The following is a 23,282-nucleotide window of genomic DNA, read 5'->3' on the forward strand; positions in this document are numbered from 1 at the left end:
GGACCGAGGACGATCGGTGGTGACCGGCGGCTCGATCCGCCGGTCGCAGGTGAGGGATGCTCAGCGCGGGCGGTCGCAGGACCGCCGGCGTCGCAGCGCGCCGAACAGGACGTCAGGGGACGCCGTCGGGAACGCGTACGAGCTGGACACAGCGTCAACCTAGCCAGCCGGCCCGGGACCGTGCAACGCCTTTGACGTTTGGCGGGCCGACATTGGTGACGGCGGTCACAGCGATGCGGGACCCGATCGCGAGGAGGTCGTCGTCTTACCTGTTGTGAGACGAAGCCTGGACGCGGCCGACGAGCAGGAACTCGTACGCCGCGTGGCCTGCGGTGACCGGCGGGCCTTCGACGAGCTCTACCGGCGTACCGCACCGTGGCTGGAGGTACGGCTGCGGCGTCGGTGCGCCGACCCGGACGTGGTCGCCGACGTCCTCCAGGAGACCTACCTGACCATCTGGCGGGCGGCCGGCAGCTTCGCCGGCGACCAGGCCAGCGGCAGCGCGGTCGGCTGGTTGTGGACCATCGCCGCGCACCGCCTGGTCGACGCGTTCCGGCGTCGCTCCCGGCAGGCCCGGACGCCGCAGGTGCACCCGGCCGAGACGGTCGTGCCCGCCGCCGAGGACGAGGTGCTCGCCGGCCGCGTCGGGCAGGAACTCGAACAGGCCCTCGCCATACTGCCGCCCGAGGTCCGCGCGGTGCTCCGCGCCACAGTCCTCGACGGCTTCACCGTCCGCGAGACGTCCGTGCTGCTGGGCGTACCCGAGAACACCGTCAAATCCCGGATCCGCCGCGCCCGGATCGTCCTGCGGGAGGCCCTGTCATGACCACGCATCCCACCCTGAACGACATCGACCGCTACGCCGACGGCGATCCCGGCCTCGACGAGGCGACCGTCTGGTCGATCGAGGTGCACCTGGAGAGCTGCGCCGACTGCCGCGCGCGCCTGGCCGGCAGCACCACCGCCGAGTCGCGCGCCCTGGTCGCCGAGGTCGCGGCAGCCGTCGACCGTGGGATCGCCGCCGGCCCCGCCCCACGATCAAGGGCATTCTTCCGTACGCCGGTGCGCCAGCGCTGGTTCGTGGCGGCGCTGCTGCCGTGGGTCGCCATGACCGCCGGCGTGCTCGGCAGCGCGGCCCTGCTCACGTACTTCCTGGCCGAGTTGCCGTCGATCGTGTTGCTGCTCGCGCCCCTGGCGCCGCTGCCCGGGGTCGCGGCTGCCTGGAGCAGACGCGGTGACCCGGCCTGGGAGCTGATCGTCGGCACCCCCTCGGCCGGTCTGACGATGCTGCTGCGCCGTACCGCAGTGGTGCTCGTCCTGGTCATCCCGGTGCTCGCCGCGTTCGCCTCCCTCGGCGCCAGCCGGGCGAATCCGGCGCTGATGCTGCTGCCGTGCCTGGCCTTCACCGCCGCCACGCTGCTGCTCGGCTCCCTCGTCGGCGTCCACCGCGCCGCGATCGGCCTGATGGTGGCCTGGGCCGCCGCCGTGGTCGCACCCAGCCTCGCCACCGCCGAACTGCCGGTGCTCCTGGAACCGGCGGCCACCGGCGGGTGGGCCCTCGTCACTGTCGTGCTCGCCGCCCTGACCCTCCTGCGCGCCAACAGCTTCCGGCGCCTCACCTCGTTCTGAAGGGAACCACCATGCGAGCGGTGAGTACGGTCGAGACGGCCGCCACCATCCACCCCTGGGCCATCCACGCCGAGGCGCTGAAGGTGCGGGCCGGCCGCCACCTGGCCGTCGACGGGCTCGACCTGAGCCTGGGCACCGGCGTGCACGGCCTGCTGGGGCGCAACGGCGCGGGCAAGACGACGTTGATGCGTGCCCTCGCCACGGTGCTCAAGCCGGCCGGAGGTCGGCTCACCCTGCTCGGCAGTTCCGTCGACGGCCGCGCCGACCTGCGCCAGGCCCGGCGCGCGCTGGGCTACCTGCCGCAGCACTTCGGCTACTACCCGCGGTTCACCGTGCGCGAGTTCGTGTCGTACCTGGCCTGGTTGAAGGAGATGCCGAAGCCCGACATCCCGGCGGCCACACAGCGGGCGATCGACCGCGTCGGGCTCAGCGCCAAGGCCGATGCCCGTCTGCGGACACTCTCCGGCGGGATGCTGCGCCGGGCCGGCGTTGCCCAGGCCATCGTCAACGACCCGCAGGTGCTGCTGCTGGACGAGCCGACCGTCGGCCTCGACCCCGAGCAGCGCCTCGACCTGCGCGAGTTGCTGCGCGACCTGGGTACGGACGCCTGCGTACTGGTCTCCACCCACCTCGTCGAGGACGTGGTAGCCGCCTGCACCGAGGTTGTGCTGATCAACGAGGGCCGGCTGGTGTGGCAGGGCACCCCCGCCGCGCTGGCCGAGCAGGGCGACGAACACCACCCGGGCGACAGCCCCGCCGAACGCGGCTACTCCGCTCTGCTCCGCCGCCACCTCGCGGAGGCCGCCCGATGAGCATCCTCGGAATCGAACTGCGGCGCTCCGCCGCGGCCGGCGCCGCCCTGATCACGTTGACGGTCGGCGTCGCCGCGCTCTACACCGCCCCGGGACGCTGGTCGCAGGGCTGGATGTCCCTCGCGCTGACGGTGAAGGAGTACATGATCCTGCTGTGGCCGATCGCCCTGGCCGCCGGAGCGTGGCAGGGTCGCCGCGAGCACCGGGCCAAGGTCGGCGAACTGTTCGCCACCACACCCCGGTCCCGTGCCCGCCGGATGCTGCCGGTCCTCGTCGCGATGGGGGCGTCGGCCGGGCTCGCCTTCCTGCTCGTCATCGCCGCGGGCGGCCTGCGGATCGCCTCGACCGCCGCCTACTTCCCGCCGGACGTCGTCGCCATCACGCTTGTCGGCGCGCTCTCCCTCGTCGCGGCGGCCTGGCTCGGCCTGGGCATCGGGCGCCTGCTGCCCACTCTGGTGACCGCTCCCGTGCTCGCCGTGGCCGGCGTGCTGCTGGTCTTCTTCACCGCGATCATGCGACCGGACTGGATGGGCGCGATCCTGTCGCCCGCCTACGGCAGCAGCCCGTTCTACGCGTTCCAGACCATCGACCCACGGGTCACCGCCGTGCTCGCCCTCTTCATGGGCGGGCTCGCGCTGACCGGCGTACTCCTGCTGGTCGCCGGTGGCCGACGGGCCTCGATCGCCGCCGCGTTGCCGGTGCTGCTCGGCTTCGGCGTCGCGGCGGCGATCGTCCCCCGCGACGAGGCAGCGCTCGTCGCGCCGGTCGACCCCGTCGCCCGCGAACTCGTCTGCACCGACGACGCGCCGAAGGTCTGCGTCACCCGCGTCAACGCGAACGTGCTGGACGCGCTGACCCCACTGGCCCGCCAGGGCTTGGCCGTCCTCGCGAAAATGCCGGACGCTCCCACGCAGGTGTACGAGGACCGGCGGGCCTACCTCATCGAGGACGCGCCCGCCCGCGACACCGACATCGTCACGATCGTCATCCGGATCGACGACCACGGCGGCCTGGCCCACCCCGACGCCGTGGTCCCCGAGATGGTCTTCGGCCTGGGCACCGGGTACGGCAACCCGGACTGCGAACGCAACGGTGCTGTCGAACGGGCAGCCGCCTACCACCTGCTCGGCCGCGAGCCGGTCTCCGACGTCGGCGTCATCCCCGAGATGATCGAGGAAGAACCGCAGCTCAACGCCGAGGCGGTCACCCTGTGGCAGGGCCTGCAGAAGCTACCCGCACCGGAGGCGATGTCCCGCGTGACTGCGGTACGCGACGCGATCCTGGCCTGCCAGGACCCCACCGGACTGCTGTCGCGATGACACTGCACCTGCGCGCGCGACGCGTACCCCTGGCACTGGCCGCCTCCGTCGGCGCGGCGGCCCTGATCTGGGCGCTGTGGCTGACCCTCGCCAAGGAACGCGACGCCATCCTCCTGCTCGTCGTACTGACGGTCATGCTGATGGTGGCGGTCCTGTCGACCACGCTGGCAGCCCCCGACGAAGACCTGGAACGCACCGCCGCACTGCACTGGCCGTGGCGCCGAGCCGTGCATCTGCTGGCCGCGCTGGCGCTCGTACTCGTCGTGCTGCTCGCCACCCAGCTCACCGGCGCCCGGTTCGGCCCCGCCGCGCTGGTGGTCCGCGACTCCGCCGGCCTGCTGGGCCTCACCGCCCTCTGCGCGGCGCTCGTGGGCGCGGCCCGCGCCTGGTTCGTCCCCATGGGCTGGGCTGTCGTCGCGGCCCTGTTCCCCCAGCCGGGCACGTGGGGCGCCCTCGCCACCTGGCCGGGCCAGCCCCACACCAGCCGGCCGGCGGCGGCGGTCGCGGCCGTCCTGGCAGTGGCGGGCCTTCTGGCGTACGCGCTGCGGGGAGCCGCCCGACCCGAGTGACGGCGTGCGCGAGCATGCGATCTGTGGTTGTCAGGTGACATCAGGTGGTCATGATGGGTGCGTCCTCTATGGAGATCCTCGGGCTGGTTCGTCGGCTCCGGGTCGGAGACCGTGACGAAGGACGGCAACACGGCCACCAACTCCGGTGTGGTGTCGATGGGGCCGAACGCCGTCCACCACACCGTGATCAAGAAGCCCCGGTGGCGGTGACCCACCCGGACGGGCTGTTTGCGGCCGCGTCCGGCAAGGCTGGTTGCGTCGCCGCTGCCGGCTAGGATCCGGTCGACTGGTATCTGCGGATCGCGGCTTCGGCGACCTGGATCAGCAGCTCGTCGTCGCCAGGTCTGTTGCCCTCCTCCTGGATCGCTACCAGGGCGGTTCCGACATGGATGAGCAGGACGTCGCACTTGAGGACGTCGGTGCCCGACGTCGCCGTGCAGTTGAGGTGGACGCTGTCGTCGCCCAACTGGGGGCCGGGCGTCAAGGCGAATCGGTGGATGGCATTGTCGCCCTGACCGGAGAGCGCAACCGTGGGGCAGCGGTCGACGAAGGTGCGCAGGCCCGCCATCGCCCGTCGGGCACCGTCATCGGGGTAGGTGCGGAGGACTTCCGTGCCCACCCAGAGGTCATCGGGACCGGTGTCATAGCTGAGGGTGGCCGCGGCGGTCGCCGACGGAGCCCCGGTCAGCCGGCGGGCGGACAGCAGCGGGATCATCTCGCGTGAACAGGGCGCGTCACCGGCCGAGGGGCGATCTCCCGCGTCCGAGGCCATGACCGTCGCGATGTCCACAGAGAATCCCGGCGGCAGCGACTCCGCACCCACCAGGCGCGCGGACAGCGCCGGCGAGTACCCGGCACCGCCCGTCGCTGGAACGGGGGAGGGTGGCGTGGTCGCCGCCGCTGGCTTCGTTCCGCTCGCCGACGGATCGGCCGCGGGTGCGGTCGACGGAGCGCACGCCGCCGCCATGCATACGGCCACCACCGCGACCGACCTACGCAGCACCACACTGAGCACGGACCCGACTCCACCTCTCGCGGGACGCGTCAAGCTACCAGCGATGGGCCGGCCGAGCCGTCCCGGGCCATCGAGCTGACGGGGGGTTGGCGAGTCGACGCGGGCGACATCTCGTGACGTGCGCCCTCAGTCGAAGTCGATGCGCATCAGTCTGCTGTTTGCCCAGTCCTCCAGCCGTGTCGGTCGTATGGTGCCGGGGTCGTGGGGCTGGTTGAGGTCGTCGACGATGGCGGCGAGGACCGCCGCTCGTTCGGCCGGGTCGGTGACGGGCGTGGCGTGGGCCGCCAGGTCGGCAGTGACGCCGTTCTTCAGGTGGAAGGTGAAGGCGGGGTTCGCGCGCAGGTTCGCGTGCCAGCCGGTGGCCCCTCCGCCCGCGCCGCTACAGAGGTAGGTGGCGCCGTGGGCGCGGTAGAAGAAGATTTCGATGCGACGGGGCCGTCCGGTGCGCCGCCCGGTGGTGGTGATGTCCACGACCCGTTCGCGGGTGCCGGCCGCCGGCGTGATCTCGATGGCTCGTCTGATCTCCGGTGGCAGGTGCGAGAGCGATGTCATGCGGCCTCGTTCTTCAGGGCGGGCCCGAGGAGGAGCCCGCCGTCGACGATGTGTTCGGCACCGGTGATGAAGGCGGCGTCAGGCGAGGCGAGGAACAGCAGCGTCGCCGTGATGTCGGCGGGTTGCCCGAGCCGGGGGACCGCGAACGGCTCGGGTGTGTAGAAGTCGGCGATCGGGGCGTCGGCACCGGCCGCTGGCTCGGTGATGAACGCGGTGGCGACGACACCGGGGTGGATGGTGTTGACGCGGATGTTGTCGCGGCCGAGTTCGAGGGCGGCGGTCCGGGTGAGCCCACGGACGGCCCACTTGCTGGCGACGTAGGGCGCGTAGAAGGCGGTGCCGCCGGTGCCCATCGTGGAGGCGATGTTGACGATCACCCCGCCGCCCGCTCGTCGCAGCGCTGGTGCGGCGGCCCTGATGCCGAGGAACGTGCCAGTGAGGTTGATGTCGAGGATGCGGGCCCAGGTGGCCGGATCGGTGGACTCGATCAGGGCCGGCGGGTTCTGCACCCCGGCGTTGTTGACCAGGATGGTGAGCGCGCCGAACGCTTCCTCGGTCGCCGCGACGGCGTCGGCCCACGACGTCTCGTCGGAGACGTCGAGGCGTACGAAAAGGGCTTTGTCCCCCAGGTCGGCGGCGAGGGCGGCGCCGCGCTCGGCGTCGATGTCGCCGACGACGACGTTGGCGCCCTCGGCGTGGAAGGCGCGGACGTGACTCGCGCCCTGGCCTCCGGTGCCGCCGGTGACGAGAACTGTCTGAGCGGTGAAGCGGGACATGCGGTCCTCCGTGAGGGGCAGATGGTGAGTCGAACGACTCACCATGACGACAGTACGTCGCCGCGAATGGTGAGTCAACCCACTCACCTCGCTATGATGGCCGCATGACGACCTATCACCAGCGGGTGGCTCAGCAGAAGCGCGCGCTGATCGTGCAGGCCGCCACGCAGCTGTTCCTCGAACTGGGCTACGACCGGGCGTCGCTGGCGCGCATCGCCGAGGAGGCCGGGGTGTCGAAGGCGACGCTGTTCAAGCAGTTCCCGACGAAGGCGGCGCTGTTCGACGCCATAGTCGTCGACTCCTGGGCCGGCGAGGATGACGCCGAAGTGCCGTCCGTGGGTGACCTGGCAGCCGGCCTGACCGCGCTCGGACGCCATTACGCCGCGCTGTTGGGCCGGCCCGGGATGGCGGATTTGTTCCGCATCGTCATCGCCGAGCTGCCCCGCTTTCCCGAACTGGCCAAGGCGCACTTCGCAGAAGGCAAGCTGCCGTACTTCGAGACGGTGCGCACCTACCTCATGGCCGAGCGCGACGCGGGGACGGCCGACATCGCGGATCCGCAGATGGCCGCCACGCAGTTCCTTGGGATGATCTCCAACTACGTGTTCTGGCCGAGCCTGCTGGTCCCGGGCTGGACCGTCACCCCGCAGCGCGTGAGCGCGGTGGTGGACGACGCCGTTCGCACCATGGTCGCCCGCTACGGCCGGTAGACATCCGACGGGGTCTGTCCACGTCTACGACCTCGGGCTGCTGCCCTCCCCCGCACAGCCTTTGGCTGCCCTCGTTCGGGCCGCTTGCTCGCAGGGCCGTCGCGCAGCGATGCGAAGCACCCTTGAGGTCGGAGAGGCGGCCCCGCATCCTCCGCGCCGCATCCCCACCACGGCCGGCGGTGCCTCGCCCTACGGCGCGGCGGTGCGACGGCCGCCACGCACCGGCCGCCTTGATAGACGTACAGAAAGTCCTTCCACGACCGGCCGGCAGCCGGCTGTCCGCTCGGGGCCTGCGTGACAGATCGGTATCAGGACCTGGGTGATGCTTCGCTGAGGTGGCAACAGCGACCGATGGAACTCCGTGAAGGCAGGAGGAGATCCGAGCCGGCTCACTGATCCGGCTCACGCTCCGGGCAGTCGGCGTGCTGCCAGGTAGCCGCCAGGTCCTGGCTCGTCACGATCAACCTTCCGGAGAGACAGACAATTTCGTGTCGGCACCCGTGTTCGTGCGGCAGCACTTCGTCCAGCATCACGTCTTGGAGCTGGACCACGTCCAGCCCTTGGTCGGCCGGCTCAATCGTCAGGCTCTGCACGCCGCTGTACCGGATCGTCAGGTCTTCCTCGTGTTTCCAACAGTTGTGCCGCAGGTACAGCTCAAGCCACGCGCTTCCGTCGGCTCCACCGGACGTCAGTCGCGCGGGCTTGAGGTCCTTGACGCACCGCTGACCAAAGAAGTCATAGTGGCCGGGGTCAGTGGCGAACCTGCGTGCTCCTTCGGGCAACGAGTCAGCAAGCGACGGCAACTGCCGCAGGTATTCGTTGGGATCCAGAGCCACGCCACTGCGGGTCCGCTCAACGCTGACGTATCTCACTGCCGCCCTCCACTCCCGCTACCCACAGCTGGTACGAGCGGGGGCATCATCGCACCTACGGCGGAGCGCACAGGAGATCGTCTAGCCGAACGCGTCGCCCACGTTCCGAGACTGATCTGTCACGCAAGTCCTGAGACCCGACACGGCCGGCAGCCGGCCTGTCCGGGTGTGAGTCCGTCACGGTGGGCGAGAGGGGGCCAATGAAACTCCTCAGTTCCGATGGGATGCTGTAACAGTGGCCGGCGGATGGATGCGGAAGCAGATCAACGAGTTCTTGGCGTTGAAGGATCAGACCATCCGGTCCTGGAGTGGCGTGGAGATGGCGGTGCGGGGCGGCGACGGGCCGGCACCCGAGTTCGCTGACCAGGACGTGCCCTGCCTACATCTGTGGGCCCTGCACGCACGGACCGACTCCGGCGAGACGGTCACCATCGCCACTTACCAGGACGACGACCTGTTCGGATTGAGGATTGACTTGAGTGCCGGGTCGAACGTCGATGACGTTAGCCATGGTTATCGACGTCGTAACCTGCCAGAGCTGCCCACGGGGCTGGTCCGGAAGGTGTCGATTGATCTGGACGGTGACGTTATCGCCGAAGTCGGACTTCAGGTTGAAGGCCACGATCTGCTGCTGGTGGCCGGCGAAGCGGAGGAGACCTTCGAAGGCCGGCTCGTATGGCGCCGCCTTGACGAGTCTGTCCTCGCGTTCACTGACCCGAACACTGTCGAACAGATGCAGTGGGTACCAACTCGTGGGCGGCTACGAAGAATCACCTGATGCCTCACTGCGTGCCGGAGGAGCAATCTTGTTCGAGTACCTGGCCACCCCGTGCACCCTTGGACATCTCACTGCCCCGATGGCCGCTCGCCTCAAAGCCTCGTCGTCAAGACCGCGTTCTCGGCGACGCGACCACAGCTCATGCAGACCGTCCTCGATCGCACCTGGCTCCATGAGTCGATCGGCGGATGCAAGCGCGCTCAGGATGGTCAACTTGTCGGTGAGTACGACGAGTGTGCAGCGGCCTCGGCAGCGATGCCTCGCCCGGCGGCCTCCACGGCTCGCTGGGTCCCCTCCGGGCCTTGAACGATCTCGGCGAACAGGCCGAGTAGCCGTGAGTTGCGCACGAGTGGTCGGTCCGTCATCACCGGCCCTTGTAGCCGAGTGCTTGGACTCAGGAGGTGGCCCGACCAGCGACCGGGGCTACTGCTGTACTTCGCTGCTGTACCGGCCTGGATCATGGCAACAGCGGCCCTTCGAAGGGCCGCTGACCTGCGGAAGAGTGGGCCGCCAGGGACTCGAACCCTGAACCTATGGATTAAAAGTCCACAGCTCTGCCATTGAGCTAGCGGCCCGCGCGCTCAGGTTACCTGACAGTCAGCATCGCCGACTCTCGGCTTCCAGCCGGCCGTCGATGCCTGGTGAGCCCACGTGATCAACACCAGGTCGGCGAGGTGGCGGTGTCCGGGGCGCCGGATACCGCCAGGTCGGGGAGGTGGAGTGGATCACGCCGGTCGCACGCCGTCATGCATGGCGGGGGACGGCTGGGGAACGGGTACGGGCATGAGTGCGAGCGGCAGTCCGGCGGTGGCGGCTTCCGGGGAGGAGATCGGGCCGGACGGCGTACGTCAGCCGGGCGGGGAGGTGCACGCGTGGCTGCCCGGCCAGAACCAGACCGTCTGCGGGCTGGCGCTCAGTCGGACCCGGCTGCGCCGCTTTCCGCACGTGCGCTTCGACTACCTGGGCAGCGACGTGCTCACCGAGGCGGACGCGGTGGGCTGGATCTGCCCGCGTTGCCTGGCGGCCACCCTCGGTCGCCGTGGCAAGGAGAAGCACGGCTGGGTCCGCGACTCGCCGCGCCCTTGATCGACTCTGGTTCAGGGAAGTCGGGCTGTCCCGGCCCCGCCGATACCCCGGGATGCAGGAAGTCGAGTGGATCAAGGACGCGGCGCGCGACTGCGGTTGACCGGCTGCTGGACGGGTACGGGGTCGGACATGCGGATCGTGGTGGTGGGGGCGAGTGGCAACGTCGGCACGGCGGTGCTGCGGCGGCTGCGCCGGGAGCGCGGCGTGGAGCTGGCCGGGGTGGTCCGGCGGTTGCCCGGCCCGCATGCCGGCACGCCGTACGAGCAGGTGGAGTGGCACTCCTGCGACATCGGTGCGCCGGGCGCGGCGGGCCAGCTCGCCGAGGTGTTCGCGGGAGCGGACGCGGTGGTGCACCTGGCCTGGCAGATCCAGCCCAGTCACGACCAGCGGGTGCTGCGCCGGACGAACGTCGACGGCAGCCGGGCGGTGTTCGAGGCGGTGGCGCGGGCCGGGGTGCCCGCCCTGGTGTACGCCTCGTCGGTCGGCACATATGCGCCCGGCCCGAAGGACCACCCGATCAGCGAGCGGTGGCCGGCGACCGGGGTCTCCGGCTCGTCGTACAGCGAGCACAAGGCCGAGGTCGAGGCGCTGCTGGACGGGCTGGAGCGGGAGCACCCGACGCTGCGGGTGGTTCGCCTGCGGCCCGGTCTGATCTTCCAGCGGGACGCCGGTACGGAGATCACCCGCTATTTTCTCGGCCCCTTGGCGCCGGTACGACTGCTGCGCTTCGGCCGGATCCCCCTCGTACCGACGAATCGACGGCTGCGGATGCAGGCGGTCCACGCCGACGATGTGGCTGACGCGTACGCCAGGGCTGTTCTGGGTGATGCCCGCGGCGCGTTCAACGTCGCTGCGGACCCGGTGCTGACCCCGGAGCTGGTGGCTCGGCACTTCCACGGCTGGACGGTGCCGGTCGCCGCTCCGGTGCTGCGGGTGGCGGCGGCGCTGACCTGGCGGGCCCGGTTGCAGCCGGTGGACGCGGGCTGGGTCGAGTTGGGCCTGAACGCGCCGCTGATGTCCAGCGAGCGGGCCGAGACGGAGCTGGGGTGGGTACCCAAGATCGATGCGCTGACCGCGCTCAAGGAGCTGGTCGCCGGCATGGCCGGTGGCGACCACACGGCGAGCCCGCCGCTCTCCGCGGCGCGGACCCTGCCCGGCCGCCCCGCCGGCCTCCTGCACGCCCACCCGCCAGGCGAAAAGAACCCCTACTGACGCGGTGATCAAGAGCTTCGCGTCAGAAAACCCGCCCGGGATGACCCAAACCTCTTGATCACCCGCAGCAGGCGCCGGGCGGCAGGCGGCAGCCGGCAGGCGGGCGGGCGGTGGGCGGCAGGGGGGCCAGGGGCCGGGGGTCAGGCGGGCTTGGGGCCGATCACCTCGGGGTTGCGGGCGCCCAGGAAGAAGATGCCGCGGTAGCCGGGGGTCTCGAACTTGCCGCTGGGATTGCGGCGCAACGGGGAGTTCTCGATCTTCATGGTGCCGGTGCGGTTGTTGCTCACGAAGAAGATCGCGCCGCCGCCCTCGTTGGCCTTGTTGTTCTCGATGACGGTGCCGGCGATCCGTACGGTGAACTCGTTGCCGTCGCAGTAGATCGCGCCGCCGCTGCCGCCGCCGGGCGTGCCGGACTTGGCCGGGTTGGCGCCGCTGCCGATCGCCTCGTTGTTCCGGAGCAGGCTGTTCAGCACCACCCAGGACACGCCGATGCTGCTCAGCGCCCCTCCGTTCGAGCAGGAACCGCCGTCGAAGGTGCTGCTCACGACGTACACCGGCTTGTTCTCGTACTGGCTCAGCACCCGGACTGCCGCGCCCCCCAGGTCCGGGCCGGTACGGTCGCAGCGGTTGTGGACGAAGCGCGAGTTGACCACCTTGAACCGCCCGCCGCGGACGAAGATCGCGCCCCCTCCGCCGCCCTCGGTCCGGTCGCCTGTGGAGTTGCCGTCGGCGAAGGTCAGGTTCTGCACGGTGAGCTGCGGGTGGTCCTGGTTCTGGCAGTGCGAGGTGGTGAAACCCTGGGCCTCGTCGCAGGTGTTCATGTAGAGGATGCGGCGCTGCCCCTGGCCGCTCAGCGTCACCCTGCCGCCGCCGTCGAGCACGATCCTCGGCCCGTTGGCGTTGCGGACCTTCGCGGTGGCGGCCATCTTGATCGTCACCGGGGCCGGTCCACAGTTGAACGTGATGACGCCCCCGGCGGCCACGGCCTTCACCACGGCCGCCGAGGTGCAGCTCGCCGGCGTGCCGGTGCCGATGGTGCGGGTCGGCTTCGACGTGTCCGCCGCGCGCGCCTCGGTCGGCACCGTGGCGTGGCCGTTCGGGTTGCCGGCCGCGAGCGCCTTGGCGGCCGGGGTGGTCGGCTTCGGGCTCGCGCTGGCTCCGGGGCCGCCGAGACCGTCCCGGCCCGCCGGTGCGACACCCTGGTCGCCGGTCGCGAGGACGTCCGGCGTGGCCTGCGGGGTGGCCGACGCGCCGGCCGGAGCCGGATCGGTGGATCCGCAGGCGGGCAGGGTCGCGGTGGCGACACCGAGGACGAGCAGAGCGGCAAGCGACGTCATGCGCACCCGGGTGATGCTAGGAGCCGCGACGGCGTCACCACTAATCCGCCGGGCCGGTTTAATGCCCCGCTAAGCCACGCCGGGCATCGGGACCACCGGGGCGCTCACGCGTGGGAGAGCGCGAAGGCCGTCAGGAAACCGGCGACCGTGATGAGGCCGACCAGCAGGTGGGCGTTCTCGAACGCCTCCGGGACCATGGTGTCGGTGATCATGGCGAGGATCGCGCCGGCGGCCAGGGCGGTGATGGCGGCCAGCACCTCCGGCGGTGCGCCGCCCAGCAGGGTGTTGCCGACCAGCGCCGCCACACCGCTGATCAGCGCGATCCCCGTCCACAGCAGGAAGACGTACCGCCGGGTGCGGCCCGCCTGACGCATGCCTGCCGCGCTGGACAGCCCCTCCGGGACGTTGCTGAGGAACACCGCCGCCACGGTGACCAGGCTGACCGTGCCGCCGGCGAGCAGGCTGGCGCCGATCACCACCGATTCCGGTACGCCGTCCAGCAGCGCCCCGACCGCGATCGCCGACCCCGAGCCGGGCTGCTCGCCCTCGGACGGCTGCTGGTCACCCGAGCGCTTGCGGTGCCGTGCGCCGTGTCGGGCGAGACCCACGTTGGCCAGGGTGTAGGCGGTCGCGCCACCCGCCGCGCCGAGCACGGTGGGCAGCATCCCGCCCTGCTCGTGGGCCACGTCGATCAGCTCGTACGAGACGGCGGAGATCAGCACCCCCGCGCCGAACGCCATGATCGACGCGGTGATCCGCTGCGGCACCCGGGCGAAGAAGCCGACCGCCGCCCCGATCAGCAGAGCCGACCCGGCCAGCAATCCCCAACCACCCGCCTGCAACCACTCCGGCATTCCGGGGACCGTACCCGCCGGAGCGAGGTCGGCAAACCGCGCTCAGAAGTCGGCGAAGAGGTACGGCACCCGGCGTCCGAAGATGTCGCGCAGCTCGGTGGCGGCGTCCGCAGGTACGTCGCCCAGCCCTCGCAGCGGCAGCTCGGCCGGGTCCAGCACCCCGTACGCCAGGGCGGACAGCCCGGCCGCGGTCAGCGTGGCCGTCGGCGTGCGGCCGTCGTCGTCGGCGACCAGTTCCAACGCGCCCGTCGTACCGTCGAGCAGGTGGGTGCCGGTCAGCCACCGGTCCCCGGTCAGTTCGATCCGGACCCGGCCCGGGCCGACGGGCAGCCCGTGCAACGCGTCCAGCGACAGCAGCCGGGCCATCGGGGCGGACGAGCCCGGTCGGCCCACCCGCGCCTCGACGTGCACGTCCAGATCGGTCAGCCACAGCTCGGGCAGCTCGTCCGGCGGGACCTGGACGGTGACGCGCTCGACCTGGTCGACGTGCCGGGCGAAGAATTGCAACAGCAGCGTACGGGCGAGGGGGTCGCTGGCGAGCAGTTCGTTGCCGTGCAGCGTGCCGCCGTGCTCGTCGATCCGGTACGTGACCGCGCCCGTGACCTCGCCGTCCACCCGGGCGGTGAGCAGCCAGTGCTCGTCCCGGTCCCGCAGGCCGGCCGCCCGGTGGTCGGGGAACATCGAGAAGCCGTGCCGGGTCTGCAGGCAGCGCTCGGTGAACGCCCGCCACGTTGGATAACCGGCGGCGATCCGCTCCCAGCCCACCTCGCCGGGCAGCTCGGCGCGGAGGAGTGAGCCCAGGTCGGCCGGGGAGAAGGTGACGGTACGCGGCTTGGGCAGCCCGACGTAGCCGAACCGGGCGTAGAAGCTGGGCCGGAACGGGTAGAGCGCGCTGAGCACGTGCCCCTCGTCGCGCATCTCGTCGAGGAGCTGGTGCAGCAGCTTGCGGACGTGCCCCTGCCGGCGGGCCAGCGGATGGGTGGCCACCCCGGCGACACCGGCCATCGGCAGCACCACCCCGCGCAGGTTCTGCCGCATCGGAATGGCCGAGACGGCCGCCAGCGTGGTGCCGTCCTCCTCCACGATCAGCGTCCGGTTGCCCTGGTTGTAGGGCAGGTAGTCGCGGAACTCCTCCACCCGGGCGGCACTGAGCGGCGATGCCTCGAAGGCGTACGCGGCCAGCGGAAAACTCGTCGTGAGACGTTCGTCGGCGGTCACCCGTCGGATGGTCATCCGCCTATCTCAACCCGCCGGCCGGGTGACAGCAACCGGATTGGCCCGATCCGTGGGCGACCGCGGCCCGACCCGCTGTGCCGACGCCCCTCAGCCGACCGGCAGGTGCCGCAGGTGTCGACGGCGGCGCAGCCGGACGGTGGCCACGGAGGCCACACCGAGGGCGAGCAGAGCGGTGACGGCGATGCCGTGCAGCACTCCCCGGGCGAGGTAACCGCCGTCGGTGTGGTCCACCGACCAGGTGGCGATCTCCCGGCTCGACCAGAACGGCGTCAGCTTCGCCCCCGATCCGGCCGGGTTGATCAGCATCTGCACCGTCACCACGGTGAGCAGCAGGAGCGTTCCCTCAAGTTCGCGGGGCAACAGCGCGCCGATCAGCATCCCGAACGGCGCGGCCACCCCGACGGAGCAGAGCAGCGCCGCGGCCAGCCCGCCGTACCGCAGATCCGCGCCGTCGAGCATGGGGAGCAGGAAGAACGGTACGGAGATGACCAGGCCGACCGTCCACAGGCCGAGCATCCGACCCAGATAGAGGTGATGCGGCCGATAGCCGGCCAACCGCAGCCTCGGCTCCAGCTCCCGCGCGGCGGTGGTGGCGAACAGCGCGGCGGTGCTCACCGCCCAGCCCACGCCGAGCAGCAGCGAGCGGACGGACTGCCCGAGGTAGGCGTCCCGCCGGATCAGGTAGAAGGTCAACGGCATCAGCAACAACAGCAGGAGTACGCCCCGACGCCGCAGCAGTTCCCGCAGGGTCATCTCGGCGACTGTGACGAGCCGGTTCACGGGTGGCCTCCCTGGACGCCGGGCGTGCGCCACCCGGACTGTTGCGCCGGGGTCAGGTCGAGCACGGTGTCCACCCGGTCGAGTTGGTTGAGCAGGTGCGTCACCACGACGATCGCCGTGCCCGCGTCGCGCAGCGCGCGGAGCTGGTCCCAGAAGTTGACGTAGGTGCCCTGGTCGAAGCCCTGGTACGGCTCGTCTAGCAGCAGCACGTCCGGGTTGCTGAGCGCGGACATCGTCAGGTTGAGCTTCTGACGGGTACCGCCGGAGAGATGTCGGGCCTGCACGGCGCCGCCCGCCTCCCAGCCCAGCTGTCGGGCCGCTGCCCGGCCGGCGCGGCGGGCCGGCCCTCTGGCGACGCCCTGGCCGGCGCCGACCAGGACGAAGTGCTCGTCGGGCAGCAGGAAGTCGGCGGTGCCACCGGACTGGGGGCAGTAGCCGAGCTGCCCGGAGACCGTCACCTCGCCGCTGTCGGGTGAGATCAGCCCGGCGCAGATCCGCAGGAAGGTGCTCTTGCCGCAGCCGTTCGCGCCGACGACGGCGGCGATCTGTCCGGCCCGGACGGTAAGTGTCGCGTCGCGCAGCACGGTCTGCCGGCCGTACCGCTTGGTGATGCCCCTCGCGTGCAGCCGCACCGGCCCGGGCCGTGGCCCGGGGGCGGTGCCGATGCTCTCGACGATCGCGTTCGCGTAGTCCTGGGGCGGGCCGAAGACGACCCAGGGGTTCCCGCCCCCCTCACGCAGGTGTGTGGCGGCCTCGGCGACCACGTGCCGGGCGGCGTCGGCCGCGACCCGGCGCTGGTGCAGTTCCGCCGTGAGCGCGCGTAGCCAGTCGTCGGAGTTCACCGGGCGACCCCCTTCGTGACGATGTCGTTCACCGGCCGGACGAAGGTGAGCCAGGCGGCACCGCCCTGGCGCAGCGCGGTGTGCCCGTCGTCGGTGAGCCGGTAGTACTTGCGGGCCGGCCCGGCGGTGCCTTCCCGCCACTGGGCCGTCACCAGGCCGGTCTTCTGCAGGCGCAGCAGAACGGGATAGAGCGTGCCGCCCTGGATCGGCCCGACGCCCGCCGCGTCGAGCGCCTGGGCGAGCTGGTAGCCGTAGGACTCGCGTTCGGCCAGCAGGGCCAGTACGCAGATGTCGAGCACCCCCCGCAGCCACTGCCCGCGCCGGTCCGATTCCACAGGCCGGACACTAGCGGTGTCAGCTAGATGGCACAACTACCTAGTAGCTCCGGCGGAATCCGCGCGGCCGGTCCGGGGGCCCGCCGGGCAGCTCGCGTGGGTCAGCGGGTCGTGACGTCGGAGACGACGACTGTGACGTTGTCCGGGGCGCCGGCGTGGTGGGCGAGCTTCACCAACTGCTCGCCGCACTGCTGGCGGTCGGCGTACATGCCCAGCGTCGTCGCGATGGCCTCGTCCTCGACGTAGTCGGAGAGCCCGTCGCTGCACAGCAGCAGCCGGTCGCCGGGGACCACAGTGAGCACGCCGACGGCCGGCGGGGTGTCGGCGCCCTGCACGGCCCGGGTCACCAGGGACCGCTGCGGGTGGTGCCGGGCCTGCTCGGGGGAGAGCGTGCCCTGGTCGACGAGCGCCTGCACGAACGTGTCGTCCCGGGTGAGCTGGGTCAGCTCCCCGTCGCGCAGCAGGTAGCAGCGGGAGTCGCCGACCTGGGCCAGCACCAGCGTCTCGGTGGCCAGCAGCGCGGCGGTGAGCGTGGTGCCCATCCCCTCGCGGGCCGGGTCGACGGTGATCGCGGCGTGGATGCGCTGGTTGGCGGTGCTGACCACGGCACGGAGGGCGTCGGCGGCCTCGTCCGGGTCGGTGGGCGGGGCCAGCTCGTCCAGGATCCGGATCACGATCTCGCTCGCCACCTCGCCCGCGGGCAGTCCGCCCATGCCGTCGGCGACGGCGATCAGGCGGTCACCGGCGAGGGCGGAGTCCTCGTTGTTGGTGCGGACCAGGCCGATGTCGTTGAGGATGACCGAGCGGAGGATCAGCGTCATGGTGTCAGCTTGCCAAGAACACCCTGCCTTCGTCTCTACGCACTACTGCGTAGGGTTGAGAAATGATGCCGGTGTCCATGGTCGGACGCGCTGGTGAGCTCGCCGAGCTCGACCGGGCATGGTCCGCCGTGGCGGCCGTACGCCGCTCGGCGCCCGCCGTCGCGGTGCTCACCGGAGCGGCGGGAGTGGGCAAGAGTCTGCTGGTGGCGGCCGCCGTGGACGCCTTCGCGCCGCGGCCCGCGCTGATTCTCTCCGGTGCCGCCAGGGTGCACGGCCCGGCGCCGTACGACTGGCTGGCGGCGGTGCTCACCGGTCGGGACACCAGCCGGCTCGGCCTGCCGTCGGACGCGCTGGCCTGGTTGGCTCAGCAGCCCACCGCACCCCGCGAGCGGTACGCGCCGGGCACCCTGCTGCGCCTCGCCGTGCGGACCGTCCAGTTGCTGGTCGGCGCCGGCCCGGCCGTGCTGGTCGTGGATGATCTGCACGCGCTCGACCCGGCCAGCGTGAACCTGGTCGGGGAGCTGGCCACAGTCGCCGCCCTGCCCGCCCTGCTCGTGGTGGCCAGCCGCCCGCCTGCCGACGCGGTGGCGCCGGACCTCACCCGCCGCGCGCTGGCCCGCCTCAGCGGCGTGCGCGGCGCCGTCCGCCAACATCTGGGCCCGCTGCGCCCGGCCGAGGTCGCCGAGGTGCTGACCCAGGTGTACGCGGGCAGCAACCCGTCCGGTCGGCTGGTCACCTCCCTCTGGCGGTGCACCGGCGGCAACCCGTACGCGCTTACCGAACTGCTGGCCGCGCACGCGTCGGAGGGGCCGGAGGCGTTGCTGCGGCGGCTGCCCGGCCCGCGTCAGCCGACCGCGCCGCGCGCTCCGGCGGCCGCGGCCGATCCGGTCGTGGACGTGCCGCTCGACCCGGAGTTGACCGCCCGCGAGGTCGAGGTGCTGGGCTGCCTGGTCGCCGGGATGTCCAACAAGCAGGTGGCGAAGGCGCTGGGCATCTCGGTGCGTACGGTCACCGTGCACGTGTCGAACCTGCTGCGCAAGACCGGCTCGGTGTCGCGTACCGAGGTGGCGCTCTGGGCGGTCCGGCACCGGCTGCCGGTGCCGGCGCCGGTGGACTGAGTCGGGTTCAGCGGCGCGGGTAGCGCAGCAGCAGGCTCGCGGCGACCTCGTCGTCGCCCACCGCCGCGTAGCTGTGCGGCACGTCGGAGACCCAGCGCAGATGCCCGCCGGCCGGGGCGGTCAGCGGCGCGTCGGCCGGGCCGGCCCGCAGTACGCCGGCGAACACGGTGATGTGTTCGGTGACGCCCGGTTGATGGGCGGGGGAGATCTGCACGATGCCGGGCGCGACGCGCATCCGGTACAGCTCGTAGGTCGCGTCGGTGTCGTCGAACACCTCCAGCAAAGTGGCGGTGACAGCGGTGCCGTGCACGGTGGGCTCGGCGGCCGGCTCGGCCAGCAGCGCGGTGAACGGCACGCCGAGCTGCGCGGTGACCGCCCAGAGCGTCTCCAGCGTCGGGTTGCGGGTGCCGTTCTCCAGGCCGGAGAGGGTGGCCTTTCCGACGCCGGCGAGCCGCGCCAGTGTGGACAGCGAGATCCCCCGCTCCTCGCGCAGGGCACGGACGCGCCGGCCGACGACTGCGGGATCCACGTCGAGGCCCGGACGGCGGGCTGGTGGTGGCTGCGGCACCCGGCTATCGTGCTACACACTGTCGTTCCGTAAACGGAACACTTGGGGGGTCAGGATGGCGGGACGGGCGCAACCGGTGCTGGCCGGCGTCGTGACCGCGCTGGTCGGCTTCGCCAGCTCGTTCACAGTCGTGCTGGCCGGGCTCCGCGCGGCGGGCGCGTCGGACGCGCAGGCGGCCTCCGGCCTGCTCGCTCTCTGCGTGGCGTGCGGGCTCGCCGCCGCCTGGCTGGGCTGGCGGCACCGGATCCCGATGAGCGTGGCCTGGTCGACGCCAGGCGCGGCGCTGTTGGTGGCGACCGGGCCGCCGACGGGCGGTTGGCCGGTCGCGGTGGGCGCCTTCCTCGTCTCCGGAGCGCTGATCGTCGCGGCCGGGCTCTTCCCACCGCTGGGCCGGGCGGTGGCCGCGATCCCCAAGCCGGTGGCCGGCGCGATGCTCGCCGGAGTGCTGCTGCCCCTGTGCACCGCCCCGGTCCGCGCGCTCGTCGAGCTGCCCCGGGTGGCCGGCCCGGTGGTGCTCGGCTGGCTGCTGCTGCACCGGTTCGCCCGCCGCTGGGCCGTGCCGGGCGCGCTGCTGGTGGCCGTGGTGGCGATCGCGCTGACCGCGCCCCCGGCCGGACTGAGCGGCGCCACGCTGACCCCGTCGCTCGCCCTGACCGCGCCCGCCTGGAACGCGTCCGCTCTGGTCGGGCTCGCCCTCCCGCTGTTTCTGGTCACGATGGCGGCGCAGAACGTGCCCGGCATGGCGGTGCTGGTCGGCTACGGCTACCGGCCGCCGTTCGGGGCGGCGCTGCGGGCCACGGGTCTGGCCAGCCTGCTCGCCGCCCCGGCCGGCGGGCACGCGGTGAACCTCGCGGCGATCACCGCCGCGCTGGCCGCCGGCCCCGACGCCCATCCGGAGCCGGAGCGCCGATGGGTCGCCTCGGTCACCGCCGGGCTCGGGCTGGCCCTGCTCGGGCTGGGCGCCGGCGTGGCCACGGCCCTGGTCGCTGTCGCGCCGCCGATCCTCATCGAGGCGGTCGCCGGTCTGGCCCTGCTGGGCGCGCTCGCCACGGCGCTCGCCGCAGCGGTGACCGATCCGGCGACCAGGGAGGCCGCAGTCGTCACCTTCGTGGTGACGGCCTCCGGTGTGACGCTGATCGGCGTGGGCGGCGCGTTCTGGGGGCTGGTCGCCGGCTGCCTGATGCTGCTGCTCTTCCACCGCCGCCCAGCCGCGCCCGTCCCGCCCGCCCCGGAGACCCGCCCTGATCAACTCGGGTTCGTGAAAGGCGGGGTGTCCGGGCTGCGATGACGCCCCGGTTTGCGGGAACCCGAGGGGACAGGGCGACCGGGTCACTCCTCGGGCGGCAGGTCGGCCACGCCGACCGAGAGGCGTACCCGGCCCTCGGCGACGGCGGCGATCCGGTCGGCCGGCACGTAGACGGCACCGACCGGCGAGTCGGTGGAGACCTTCAGGTAGCCGGTGTGCAGCAGCCGCGCCGCCAGGTCGGCCGGAACGTCCGGCTCCTCGACAGCCGTCGCCTCGATCAGCTCGTCCAGGCTGCTGCCCGGGTCCGCGGTCGGTGTCTGCACGGTCACCGCGTTGGGGTCGCCCCGCTGAACGAGGTCCACGGTGCCGACCTCGGTGCCGGCGGAGTCGATCACCGACATCCCGGTGGTGATCCGCGAGATGGTCGCCTGCTGCTCGTCCTGCTGGTCCATCCCTCAGCGGTTCCCGGGGCGGAACGCCGCTAAACGCCGTCGCCGCCCCGCCGGAGGCTCAGCCCACCCGCCCGCCCGCTCAGCTGTTCGGGAGCGTCCAGCCGCCCGGTGGGCGCGGGGACAGTTCCCGCCAGGCGTCCGAGCCGTCGAGCAGCGCCCGGACCGTCTCCTCGGCCTCGTCGGCGCTGCCGTACTCGTAGAACCGGGAAATGCCCTCGGCGCCGCCGGCCCGCTGCTCGACGTGCCAGCGGTCGGCGTCCACCCGCAGGAAGACGTCCCGCCGGGCCAGCCGCCCCCATTTCCCGTTCCACCAGTGCTTTCGCTGCTCCATGGCCGGACTCTATCGAACACACGTACGAGAAGGCGCGGCCCCTGCGGGATTCCCGCAGGGGCCGATGTGCATCCGTTCGGGTCAGCGCGGCGCCGGCGGTTCGGTGCGGCGGCCCAGCACGTCGTCCAGCGCCCCGCGCTGCTGGCCGGGGGTGGTGTGGCCGGCGGAGACGAGCGCGTCCCGGATCTCGGTGAGCAGCTTGACCTCCTCGCTGGGCGCGGAGGGCGGCGGCTCCTCGCCCCGCTTGCGCCGCTCGGCCAGCCGGTTCATCGGGTAGACGACCAGGAAGTAGAGCGCAGCGGCGGTGAGCAGGAAGGTGATCACCGCGTTGACGAAGGCGATCCAGTCGAACGCGATGCCGCGGAACTCGGGTGCCGTCCCGGCGAGACCCTTGTCGCTGCCGGTGATGAGCAGCACGATCACCCGGATCAGCGGTTCGAGGAACGACTTGGTGAGCTGGGTGACCACGCCGGTGAACGCGGCGCCGATGACGACACCGACCGCCAGGTCGACGACGTTGCCGCGCATGATGAAATCTTTGAAGCCCTTGAGCATCCGTACTCCCGAGGTGTCCGGTTTTCCGTCCGGCACAACCTATGCCCCGGCGGCGGGCTCCAGAAAAGCGCCGGCTTCGATCGCCGCCCGGCCCGCGTCGCCGGCCCGGATCGCCTCGATCAGCCGGGTGTGGTCGACGTAGCGCTCGGGCGTGAGCGCGCCGCCCATCGCCTGGGCGACGGTGCTGCGCAGGGCGGTGCCGACCGAGGCGTACAGCTCGGCGAGCATGGTGTTGTGCGCGGCGGCGACCACCGCGACGTGCAGGGCCGCGTCGGCCTCGACGAACGCGTCGACCCGGCCGCCGCGCCAGGCCGCCTCGCGCTCGGCGAGCGCGCCGTCGAGGGCCACCAGGTCCTCCGGTGTACGCCGCAACGCGGCGAGCCGGGCGGCCTCCACCTCGAACGCGCGCCGGACCTCGATGACCTCGGTCATCCGGTCGTCGCCCAGTCGGCGGGCCACCACCGGCGCCAGCTCGTCGGTGGACACCACGTACGTGCCGGAGCCCTGCCGGCACTCCAGCACCCCGGCGTGCACGAGGGCGCGGACCGCCTCGCGGACCGTGTTGCGCCCGACGCCCAGCGTGGCGACCAGTTGCGGCTCGGTGGGGATGCGCCCGCCGATCGGCCACTCGCCGCCCAGGATCCGGGCCCGGAGCTGCTCGATGGTCTGCCGCACGCGGTGCCCGCGGGGCGGCACGGCGGGCTGGTCGCGAGGCGGCGCCGACGGCGCGGAGGGGGAATCGACCGACGGTGGCACTGGTTACATCACCGGCCCTAAATTCATCCCATGATTGTAGGTTAGAGGTCATGACCCCGCCACCCATCGCCGCTCCGGCCCCGCCCGCTCCCGCCGCCGTCGACACCCGCCCGACGCGCGACTCCGCGGGCCGGCGGACGCACCCGGCGACCGGTGGCGCGCTCGTGCTGGTCGGGATGCTGCTGGTCGCGCTCAACCTGCGCACCGCGGTCACCAGCCTCGGCGCCCTGCTCGACGAGATCCGCGACGGGCTGGGGCTCTCCGGCACCATGGCCGGTCTGGTCACCACCCTGCCGACCATCGCGTTCGCCGGCCTCGGCGCGCTCACCCCGTGGCTGGTCCGCCGGGTCGCGCCGGCCCGGGTGCTGGTGGTCGCCATGATCGTCCTGGCCGCCGGTCAGGTGCTCCGGGCGGCCACCGACTCGGCCTGGATCTTCGTGTTCACCAGCGCGCTGGCCCTGGCCGGCATCGCGGTCGCCAACATCCTGCTGCCGATGCTCGTCAAGCAGCACTTCGGCCACCGGACCGGCCTCGTCACCGGGGCGTACACGATGGCGTTGACCCTGGGCACGACGGTGGCCGCGGCCAGCGCGGTGCCGATCGCGCACGCCTTCGGCTCCTGGCGGGCCGGGCTGGGCGTCTGGGCCGTGCTGGCCGCGGTGGCCGTACTCCCGTGGGTGCCGCTGGCGCTGCGGACCCGGGCGGGCGCGCGGCGCGCGAC

Annotated in this window: 28 protein-coding genes and 1 tRNA gene; 12 read left to right on the forward strand and 17 right to left on the reverse strand. The window is 72.1% G+C overall.

The genetic code is table 11. From position 1 onward, the window contains the following. Window positions 1–274: 274 nt before the first annotated feature. The 5 genes from B0E54_RS25190 to B0E54_RS25210 are packed head-to-tail and all read left to right on the forward strand — an operon-like array spanning window position 275 to window position 4,329. Entirely contained in the window at window positions 275–826 is a 552-nt protein-coding gene (locus B0E54_RS25190) for an RNA polymerase sigma factor (RefSeq protein WP_234588529.1), read from the forward strand. Beyond that, the gene (locus tag B0E54_RS25195; RefSeq protein WP_234588530.1) at window positions 823–1,629 is read left to right on the forward strand and encodes a zf-HC2 domain-containing protein; all 807 of its coding nucleotides are present in this window, start codon (window positions 823–825) and stop codon (window positions 1,627–1,629) included. The genes B0E54_RS25190 and B0E54_RS25195 overlap by 4 nt, the downstream gene beginning before the upstream one ends. 11 nt (window positions 1,630–1,640) lie before the next feature. Further along, a complete protein-coding gene (locus B0E54_RS25200; RefSeq protein ID WP_234588531.1) occupies window positions 1,641–2,441 on the forward strand; it encodes an ATP-binding cassette domain-containing protein in 801 nt (266 codons plus the stop codon). Continuing rightward, window positions 2,438–3,760 (forward strand): hypothetical protein, encoded by a 1,323-nt coding sequence (locus B0E54_RS25205; RefSeq protein ID WP_234588533.1) that lies wholly within the window; start codon window positions 2,438–2,440, stop codon window positions 3,758–3,760. The genes B0E54_RS25200 and B0E54_RS25205 overlap by 4 nt, the downstream gene beginning before the upstream one ends. Beyond that, the gene (locus B0E54_RS25210) at window positions 3,757–4,329 is read left to right on the forward strand and encodes a hypothetical protein (protein ID WP_234588535.1); all 573 of its coding nucleotides are present in this window, start codon (window positions 3,757–3,759) and stop codon (window positions 4,327–4,329) included. The genes B0E54_RS25205 and B0E54_RS25210 overlap by 4 nt, the downstream gene beginning before the upstream one ends. Window positions 4,330–4,600: 271 nt before the next feature. Here the strand turns inward: B0E54_RS25210 and B0E54_RS25215 are convergent, their stop codons facing one another. From B0E54_RS25215 to B0E54_RS25225, 3 genes are all read right to left on the reverse strand, one after another. After that, a complete protein-coding gene (locus tag B0E54_RS25215) occupies window positions 4,601–5,344 on the reverse strand; it encodes a hypothetical protein (RefSeq protein WP_234588537.1) in 744 nt (247 codons plus the stop codon). 126 nt (window positions 5,345–5,470) lie between these two features. Then, entirely contained in the window at window positions 5,471–5,896 is a 426-nt protein-coding gene (locus B0E54_RS25220; RefSeq protein ID WP_234588539.1) for a nitroreductase/quinone reductase family protein, read from the reverse strand. Beyond that, window positions 5,893–6,672 (reverse strand): SDR family NAD(P)-dependent oxidoreductase, encoded by a 780-nt coding sequence (locus tag B0E54_RS25225; protein WP_234588541.1) that lies wholly within the window; start codon window positions 6,670–6,672, stop codon window positions 5,893–5,895. The genes B0E54_RS25220 and B0E54_RS25225 overlap by 4 nt, the downstream gene beginning before the upstream one ends. 104 nt (window positions 6,673–6,776) lie before the next feature. Here B0E54_RS25225 and B0E54_RS25230 point away from each other — a divergent pair, with 104 nt between their 5' ends. Then, window positions 6,777–7,382 (forward strand): TetR/AcrR family transcriptional regulator, encoded by a 606-nt coding sequence (locus B0E54_RS25230; protein ID WP_234588543.1) that lies wholly within the window; start codon window positions 6,777–6,779, stop codon window positions 7,380–7,382. 389 nt (window positions 7,383–7,771) lie between these two features. Here the strand turns inward: B0E54_RS25230 and B0E54_RS25235 are convergent, their stop codons facing one another. After that, on the reverse strand, window positions 7,772–8,254 hold the full coding sequence (locus tag B0E54_RS25235) for a hypothetical protein (protein ID WP_234588545.1): 483 nt from the start codon (window positions 8,252–8,254) through the stop codon (window positions 7,772–7,774). A gap of 250 nt (window positions 8,255–8,504) precedes the next feature. Between B0E54_RS25235 and B0E54_RS25240 the strand changes: the two genes are divergently transcribed. Next, on the forward strand, window positions 8,505–9,032 hold the full coding sequence (locus tag B0E54_RS25240) for a hypothetical protein (RefSeq protein WP_234588546.1): 528 nt from the start codon (window positions 8,505–8,507) through the stop codon (window positions 9,030–9,032). A gap of 503 nt (window positions 9,033–9,535) precedes the next feature. On the opposite strand, the gene B0E54_RS25245 is transcribed toward B0E54_RS25240, so the two are convergent. Continuing rightward, window positions 9,536–9,607, reverse strand: a tRNA-Lys gene (locus tag B0E54_RS25245). Between the two features lie 208 nt (window positions 9,608–9,815). Here B0E54_RS25245 and B0E54_RS25250 point away from each other — a divergent pair. Next, entirely contained in the window at window positions 9,816–10,118 is a 303-nt protein-coding gene (locus tag B0E54_RS25250) for a hypothetical protein (RefSeq protein ID WP_234588547.1), read from the forward strand. A 129-nt stretch (window positions 10,119–10,247) separates the two neighbouring features. Next, entirely contained in the window at window positions 10,248–11,330 is a 1,083-nt protein-coding gene (locus B0E54_RS25255) for an NAD-dependent epimerase/dehydratase family protein (RefSeq protein WP_234588563.1), read from the forward strand. A gap of 140 nt (window positions 11,331–11,470) precedes the next feature. Here the strand turns inward: B0E54_RS25255 and B0E54_RS25260 are convergent, their stop codons facing one another. The 7 genes from B0E54_RS25260 to B0E54_RS25290 all read right to left on the reverse strand — a co-directional run bounded on the left by B0E54_RS25260 (window position 11,471) and on the right by B0E54_RS25290 (window position 17,535). Beyond that, window positions 11,471–12,667: a hypothetical protein gene (locus B0E54_RS25260; protein ID WP_234588564.1), complete on the reverse strand. Its 1,197-nt coding sequence runs from the start codon at window positions 12,665–12,667 to the stop codon at window positions 11,471–11,473. Window positions 12,668–12,771: 104 nt separating this feature from the next. Next, window positions 12,772–13,521, reverse strand: coding sequence for a ZIP family metal transporter (locus B0E54_RS25265; RefSeq protein ID WP_234588548.1), 750 nt, complete (start codon window positions 13,519–13,521; stop codon window positions 12,772–12,774). Window positions 13,522–13,563: 42 nt separating this feature from the next. Next, window positions 13,564–14,754 (reverse strand): enhanced intracellular survival protein Eis, encoded by a 1,191-nt coding sequence (eis, locus tag B0E54_RS25270; RefSeq protein WP_234588549.1) that lies wholly within the window; start codon window positions 14,752–14,754, stop codon window positions 13,564–13,566. A gap of 90 nt (window positions 14,755–14,844) precedes the next feature. Beyond that, window positions 14,845–15,537 (reverse strand): hypothetical protein, encoded by a 693-nt coding sequence (locus tag B0E54_RS25275; protein WP_234588550.1) that lies wholly within the window; start codon window positions 15,535–15,537, stop codon window positions 14,845–14,847. Then, window positions 15,534–16,379 carry an ATP-binding cassette domain-containing protein gene (locus B0E54_RS25280; protein ID WP_234588551.1) on the reverse strand — a complete coding sequence of 282 codons (846 nt, stop codon included), beginning with the start codon at window positions 16,377–16,379 and terminating at the stop codon, window positions 15,534–15,536. The genes B0E54_RS25275 and B0E54_RS25280 overlap by 4 nt, the downstream gene beginning before the upstream one ends. Further along, window positions 16,376–16,714: a PadR family transcriptional regulator gene (locus B0E54_RS25285; protein ID WP_234588553.1), complete on the reverse strand. Its 339-nt coding sequence runs from the start codon at window positions 16,712–16,714 to the stop codon at window positions 16,376–16,378. The genes B0E54_RS25280 and B0E54_RS25285 overlap by 4 nt, the downstream gene beginning before the upstream one ends. A 101-nt stretch (window positions 16,715–16,815) precedes the next feature. Next, window positions 16,816–17,535: a PP2C family serine/threonine-protein phosphatase gene (locus B0E54_RS25290; protein WP_234588555.1), complete on the reverse strand. Its 720-nt coding sequence runs from the start codon at window positions 17,533–17,535 to the stop codon at window positions 16,816–16,818. A gap of 62 nt (window positions 17,536–17,597) precedes the next feature. Between B0E54_RS25290 and B0E54_RS25295 the strand changes: the two genes are divergently transcribed. Beyond that, window positions 17,598–18,653 (forward strand): helix-turn-helix domain-containing protein, encoded by a 1,056-nt coding sequence (locus B0E54_RS25295; RefSeq protein ID WP_234588556.1) that lies wholly within the window; start codon window positions 17,598–17,600, stop codon window positions 18,651–18,653. 7 nt (window positions 18,654–18,660) lie between these two features. Here B0E54_RS25295 and B0E54_RS25300 read toward each other — a convergent pair whose 3' ends face one another. Continuing rightward, window positions 18,661–19,182: an XRE family transcriptional regulator gene (locus tag B0E54_RS25300; protein WP_308195395.1), complete on the reverse strand. Its 522-nt coding sequence runs from the start codon at window positions 19,180–19,182 to the stop codon at window positions 18,661–18,663. Between B0E54_RS25300 and B0E54_RS25305 the strand changes: the two genes are divergently transcribed. Continuing rightward, window positions 19,082–20,509, forward strand: a complete 1,428-nt coding sequence (locus tag B0E54_RS25305) for a benzoate/H(+) symporter BenE family transporter (protein ID WP_308195396.1) — start codon at window positions 19,082–19,084, stop codon at window positions 20,507–20,509. The two genes, B0E54_RS25300 and B0E54_RS25305, sit on opposite strands and share 101 nt — an antisense overlap. A 41-nt stretch (window positions 20,510–20,550) precedes the next feature. On the opposite strand, the gene B0E54_RS25310 is transcribed toward B0E54_RS25305, so the two are convergent. The 4 genes from B0E54_RS25310 to B0E54_RS25325 form a co-directional block, all read right to left on the reverse strand. Further along, the gene (locus B0E54_RS25310; protein ID WP_234588559.1) at window positions 20,551–20,919 is read right to left on the reverse strand and encodes a hypothetical protein; all 369 of its coding nucleotides are present in this window, start codon (window positions 20,917–20,919) and stop codon (window positions 20,551–20,553) included. Window positions 20,920–20,998: 79 nt separating this feature from the next. Beyond that, complete coding sequence (locus B0E54_RS25315; protein WP_234588560.1) at window positions 20,999–21,250, reverse strand: hypothetical protein; 252 nt, start codon at window positions 21,248–21,250, stop codon at window positions 20,999–21,001. Between the two features lie 81 nt (window positions 21,251–21,331). After that, on the reverse strand, window positions 21,332–21,805 hold the full coding sequence (gene mscL, locus B0E54_RS25320) for a large conductance mechanosensitive channel protein MscL (protein WP_234588566.1): 474 nt from the start codon (window positions 21,803–21,805) through the stop codon (window positions 21,332–21,334). A gap of 39 nt (window positions 21,806–21,844) precedes the next feature. Continuing rightward, complete coding sequence (locus B0E54_RS25325) at window positions 21,845–22,561, reverse strand: FadR/GntR family transcriptional regulator (RefSeq protein WP_234588561.1); 717 nt, start codon at window positions 22,559–22,561, stop codon at window positions 21,845–21,847. A gap of 50 nt (window positions 22,562–22,611) precedes the next feature. On the opposite strand from B0E54_RS25325, the gene B0E54_RS25330 reads away from it, so the two are divergent. Further along, on the forward strand, window positions 22,612–23,282 hold a 671-nt coding region (locus tag B0E54_RS25330), incomplete at its 3' end, for an MFS transporter (protein ID WP_234588562.1).

The organism is Micromonospora sp. MH99, assembly GCF_021442385.1.
GTDB lineage: Bacteria > Actinomycetota > Actinomycetes > Mycobacteriales > Micromonosporaceae > Micromonospora.

Bases quoted from the DNA above. Each gene is read 5' to 3' on its own strand.
- B0E54_RS25290 (WP_234588555.1), bottom strand. From the start codon at position 17,535: ATGACGCTGATCCTCCGCTCGGTCATCCTCAACGACATCGGCCTGGTC.
- B0E54_RS25240 (WP_234588546.1), top strand. From the start codon at position 8,505: ATGCGGAAGCAGATCAACGAGTTCTTGGCGTTGAAGGATCAGACCATC.
- B0E54_RS25255 (WP_234588563.1), top strand. From the start codon at position 10,248: ATGCGGATCGTGGTGGTGGGGGCGAGTGGCAACGTCGGCACGGCGGTG.
- mscL (WP_234588566.1), bottom strand. From the start codon at position 21,805: ATGCTCAAGGGCTTCAAAGATTTCATCATGCGCGGCAACGTCGTCGAC.
- B0E54_RS25260 (WP_234588564.1), bottom strand. From the start codon at position 12,667: ATGACGTCGCTTGCCGCTCTGCTCGTCCTCGGTGTCGCCACCGCGACC.
- B0E54_RS25195 (WP_234588530.1), top strand. From the start codon at position 823: ATGACCACGCATCCCACCCTGAACGACATCGACCGCTACGCCGACGGC.
- B0E54_RS25200 (WP_234588531.1), top strand. From the start codon at position 1,641: ATGCGAGCGGTGAGTACGGTCGAGACGGCCGCCACCATCCACCCCTGG.
- B0E54_RS25265 (WP_234588548.1), bottom strand. From the start codon at position 13,521: ATGCCGGAGTGGTTGCAGGCGGGTGGTTGGGGATTGCTGGCCGGGTCG.
- B0E54_RS25315 (WP_234588560.1), bottom strand. From the start codon at position 21,250: ATGGAGCAGCGAAAGCACTGGTGGAACGGGAAATGGGGGCGGCTGGCC.
- B0E54_RS25220 (WP_234588539.1), bottom strand. From the start codon at position 5,896: ATGACATCGCTCTCGCACCTGCCACCGGAGATCAGACGAGCCATCGAG.
- B0E54_RS25310 (WP_234588559.1), bottom strand. From the start codon at position 20,919: ATGGACCAGCAGGACGAGCAGCAGGCGACCATCTCGCGGATCACCACC.
- B0E54_RS25230 (WP_234588543.1), top strand. From the start codon at position 6,777: ATGACGACCTATCACCAGCGGGTGGCTCAGCAGAAGCGCGCGCTGATC.
- B0E54_RS25295 (WP_234588556.1), top strand. From the start codon at position 17,598: ATGATGCCGGTGTCCATGGTCGGACGCGCTGGTGAGCTCGCCGAGCTC.
- B0E54_RS25210 (WP_234588535.1), top strand. From the start codon at position 3,757: ATGACACTGCACCTGCGCGCGCGACGCGTACCCCTGGCACTGGCCGCC.
- eis (WP_234588549.1), bottom strand. From the start codon at position 14,754: ATGACCATCCGACGGGTGACCGCCGACGAACGTCTCACGACGAGTTTT.
- B0E54_RS25205 (WP_234588533.1), top strand. From the start codon at position 2,438: ATGAGCATCCTCGGAATCGAACTGCGGCGCTCCGCCGCGGCCGGCGCC.
- B0E54_RS25225 (WP_234588541.1), bottom strand. From the start codon at position 6,672: ATGTCCCGCTTCACCGCTCAGACAGTTCTCGTCACCGGCGGCACCGGA.
- B0E54_RS25250 (WP_234588547.1), top strand. From the start codon at position 9,816: ATGAGTGCGAGCGGCAGTCCGGCGGTGGCGGCTTCCGGGGAGGAGATC.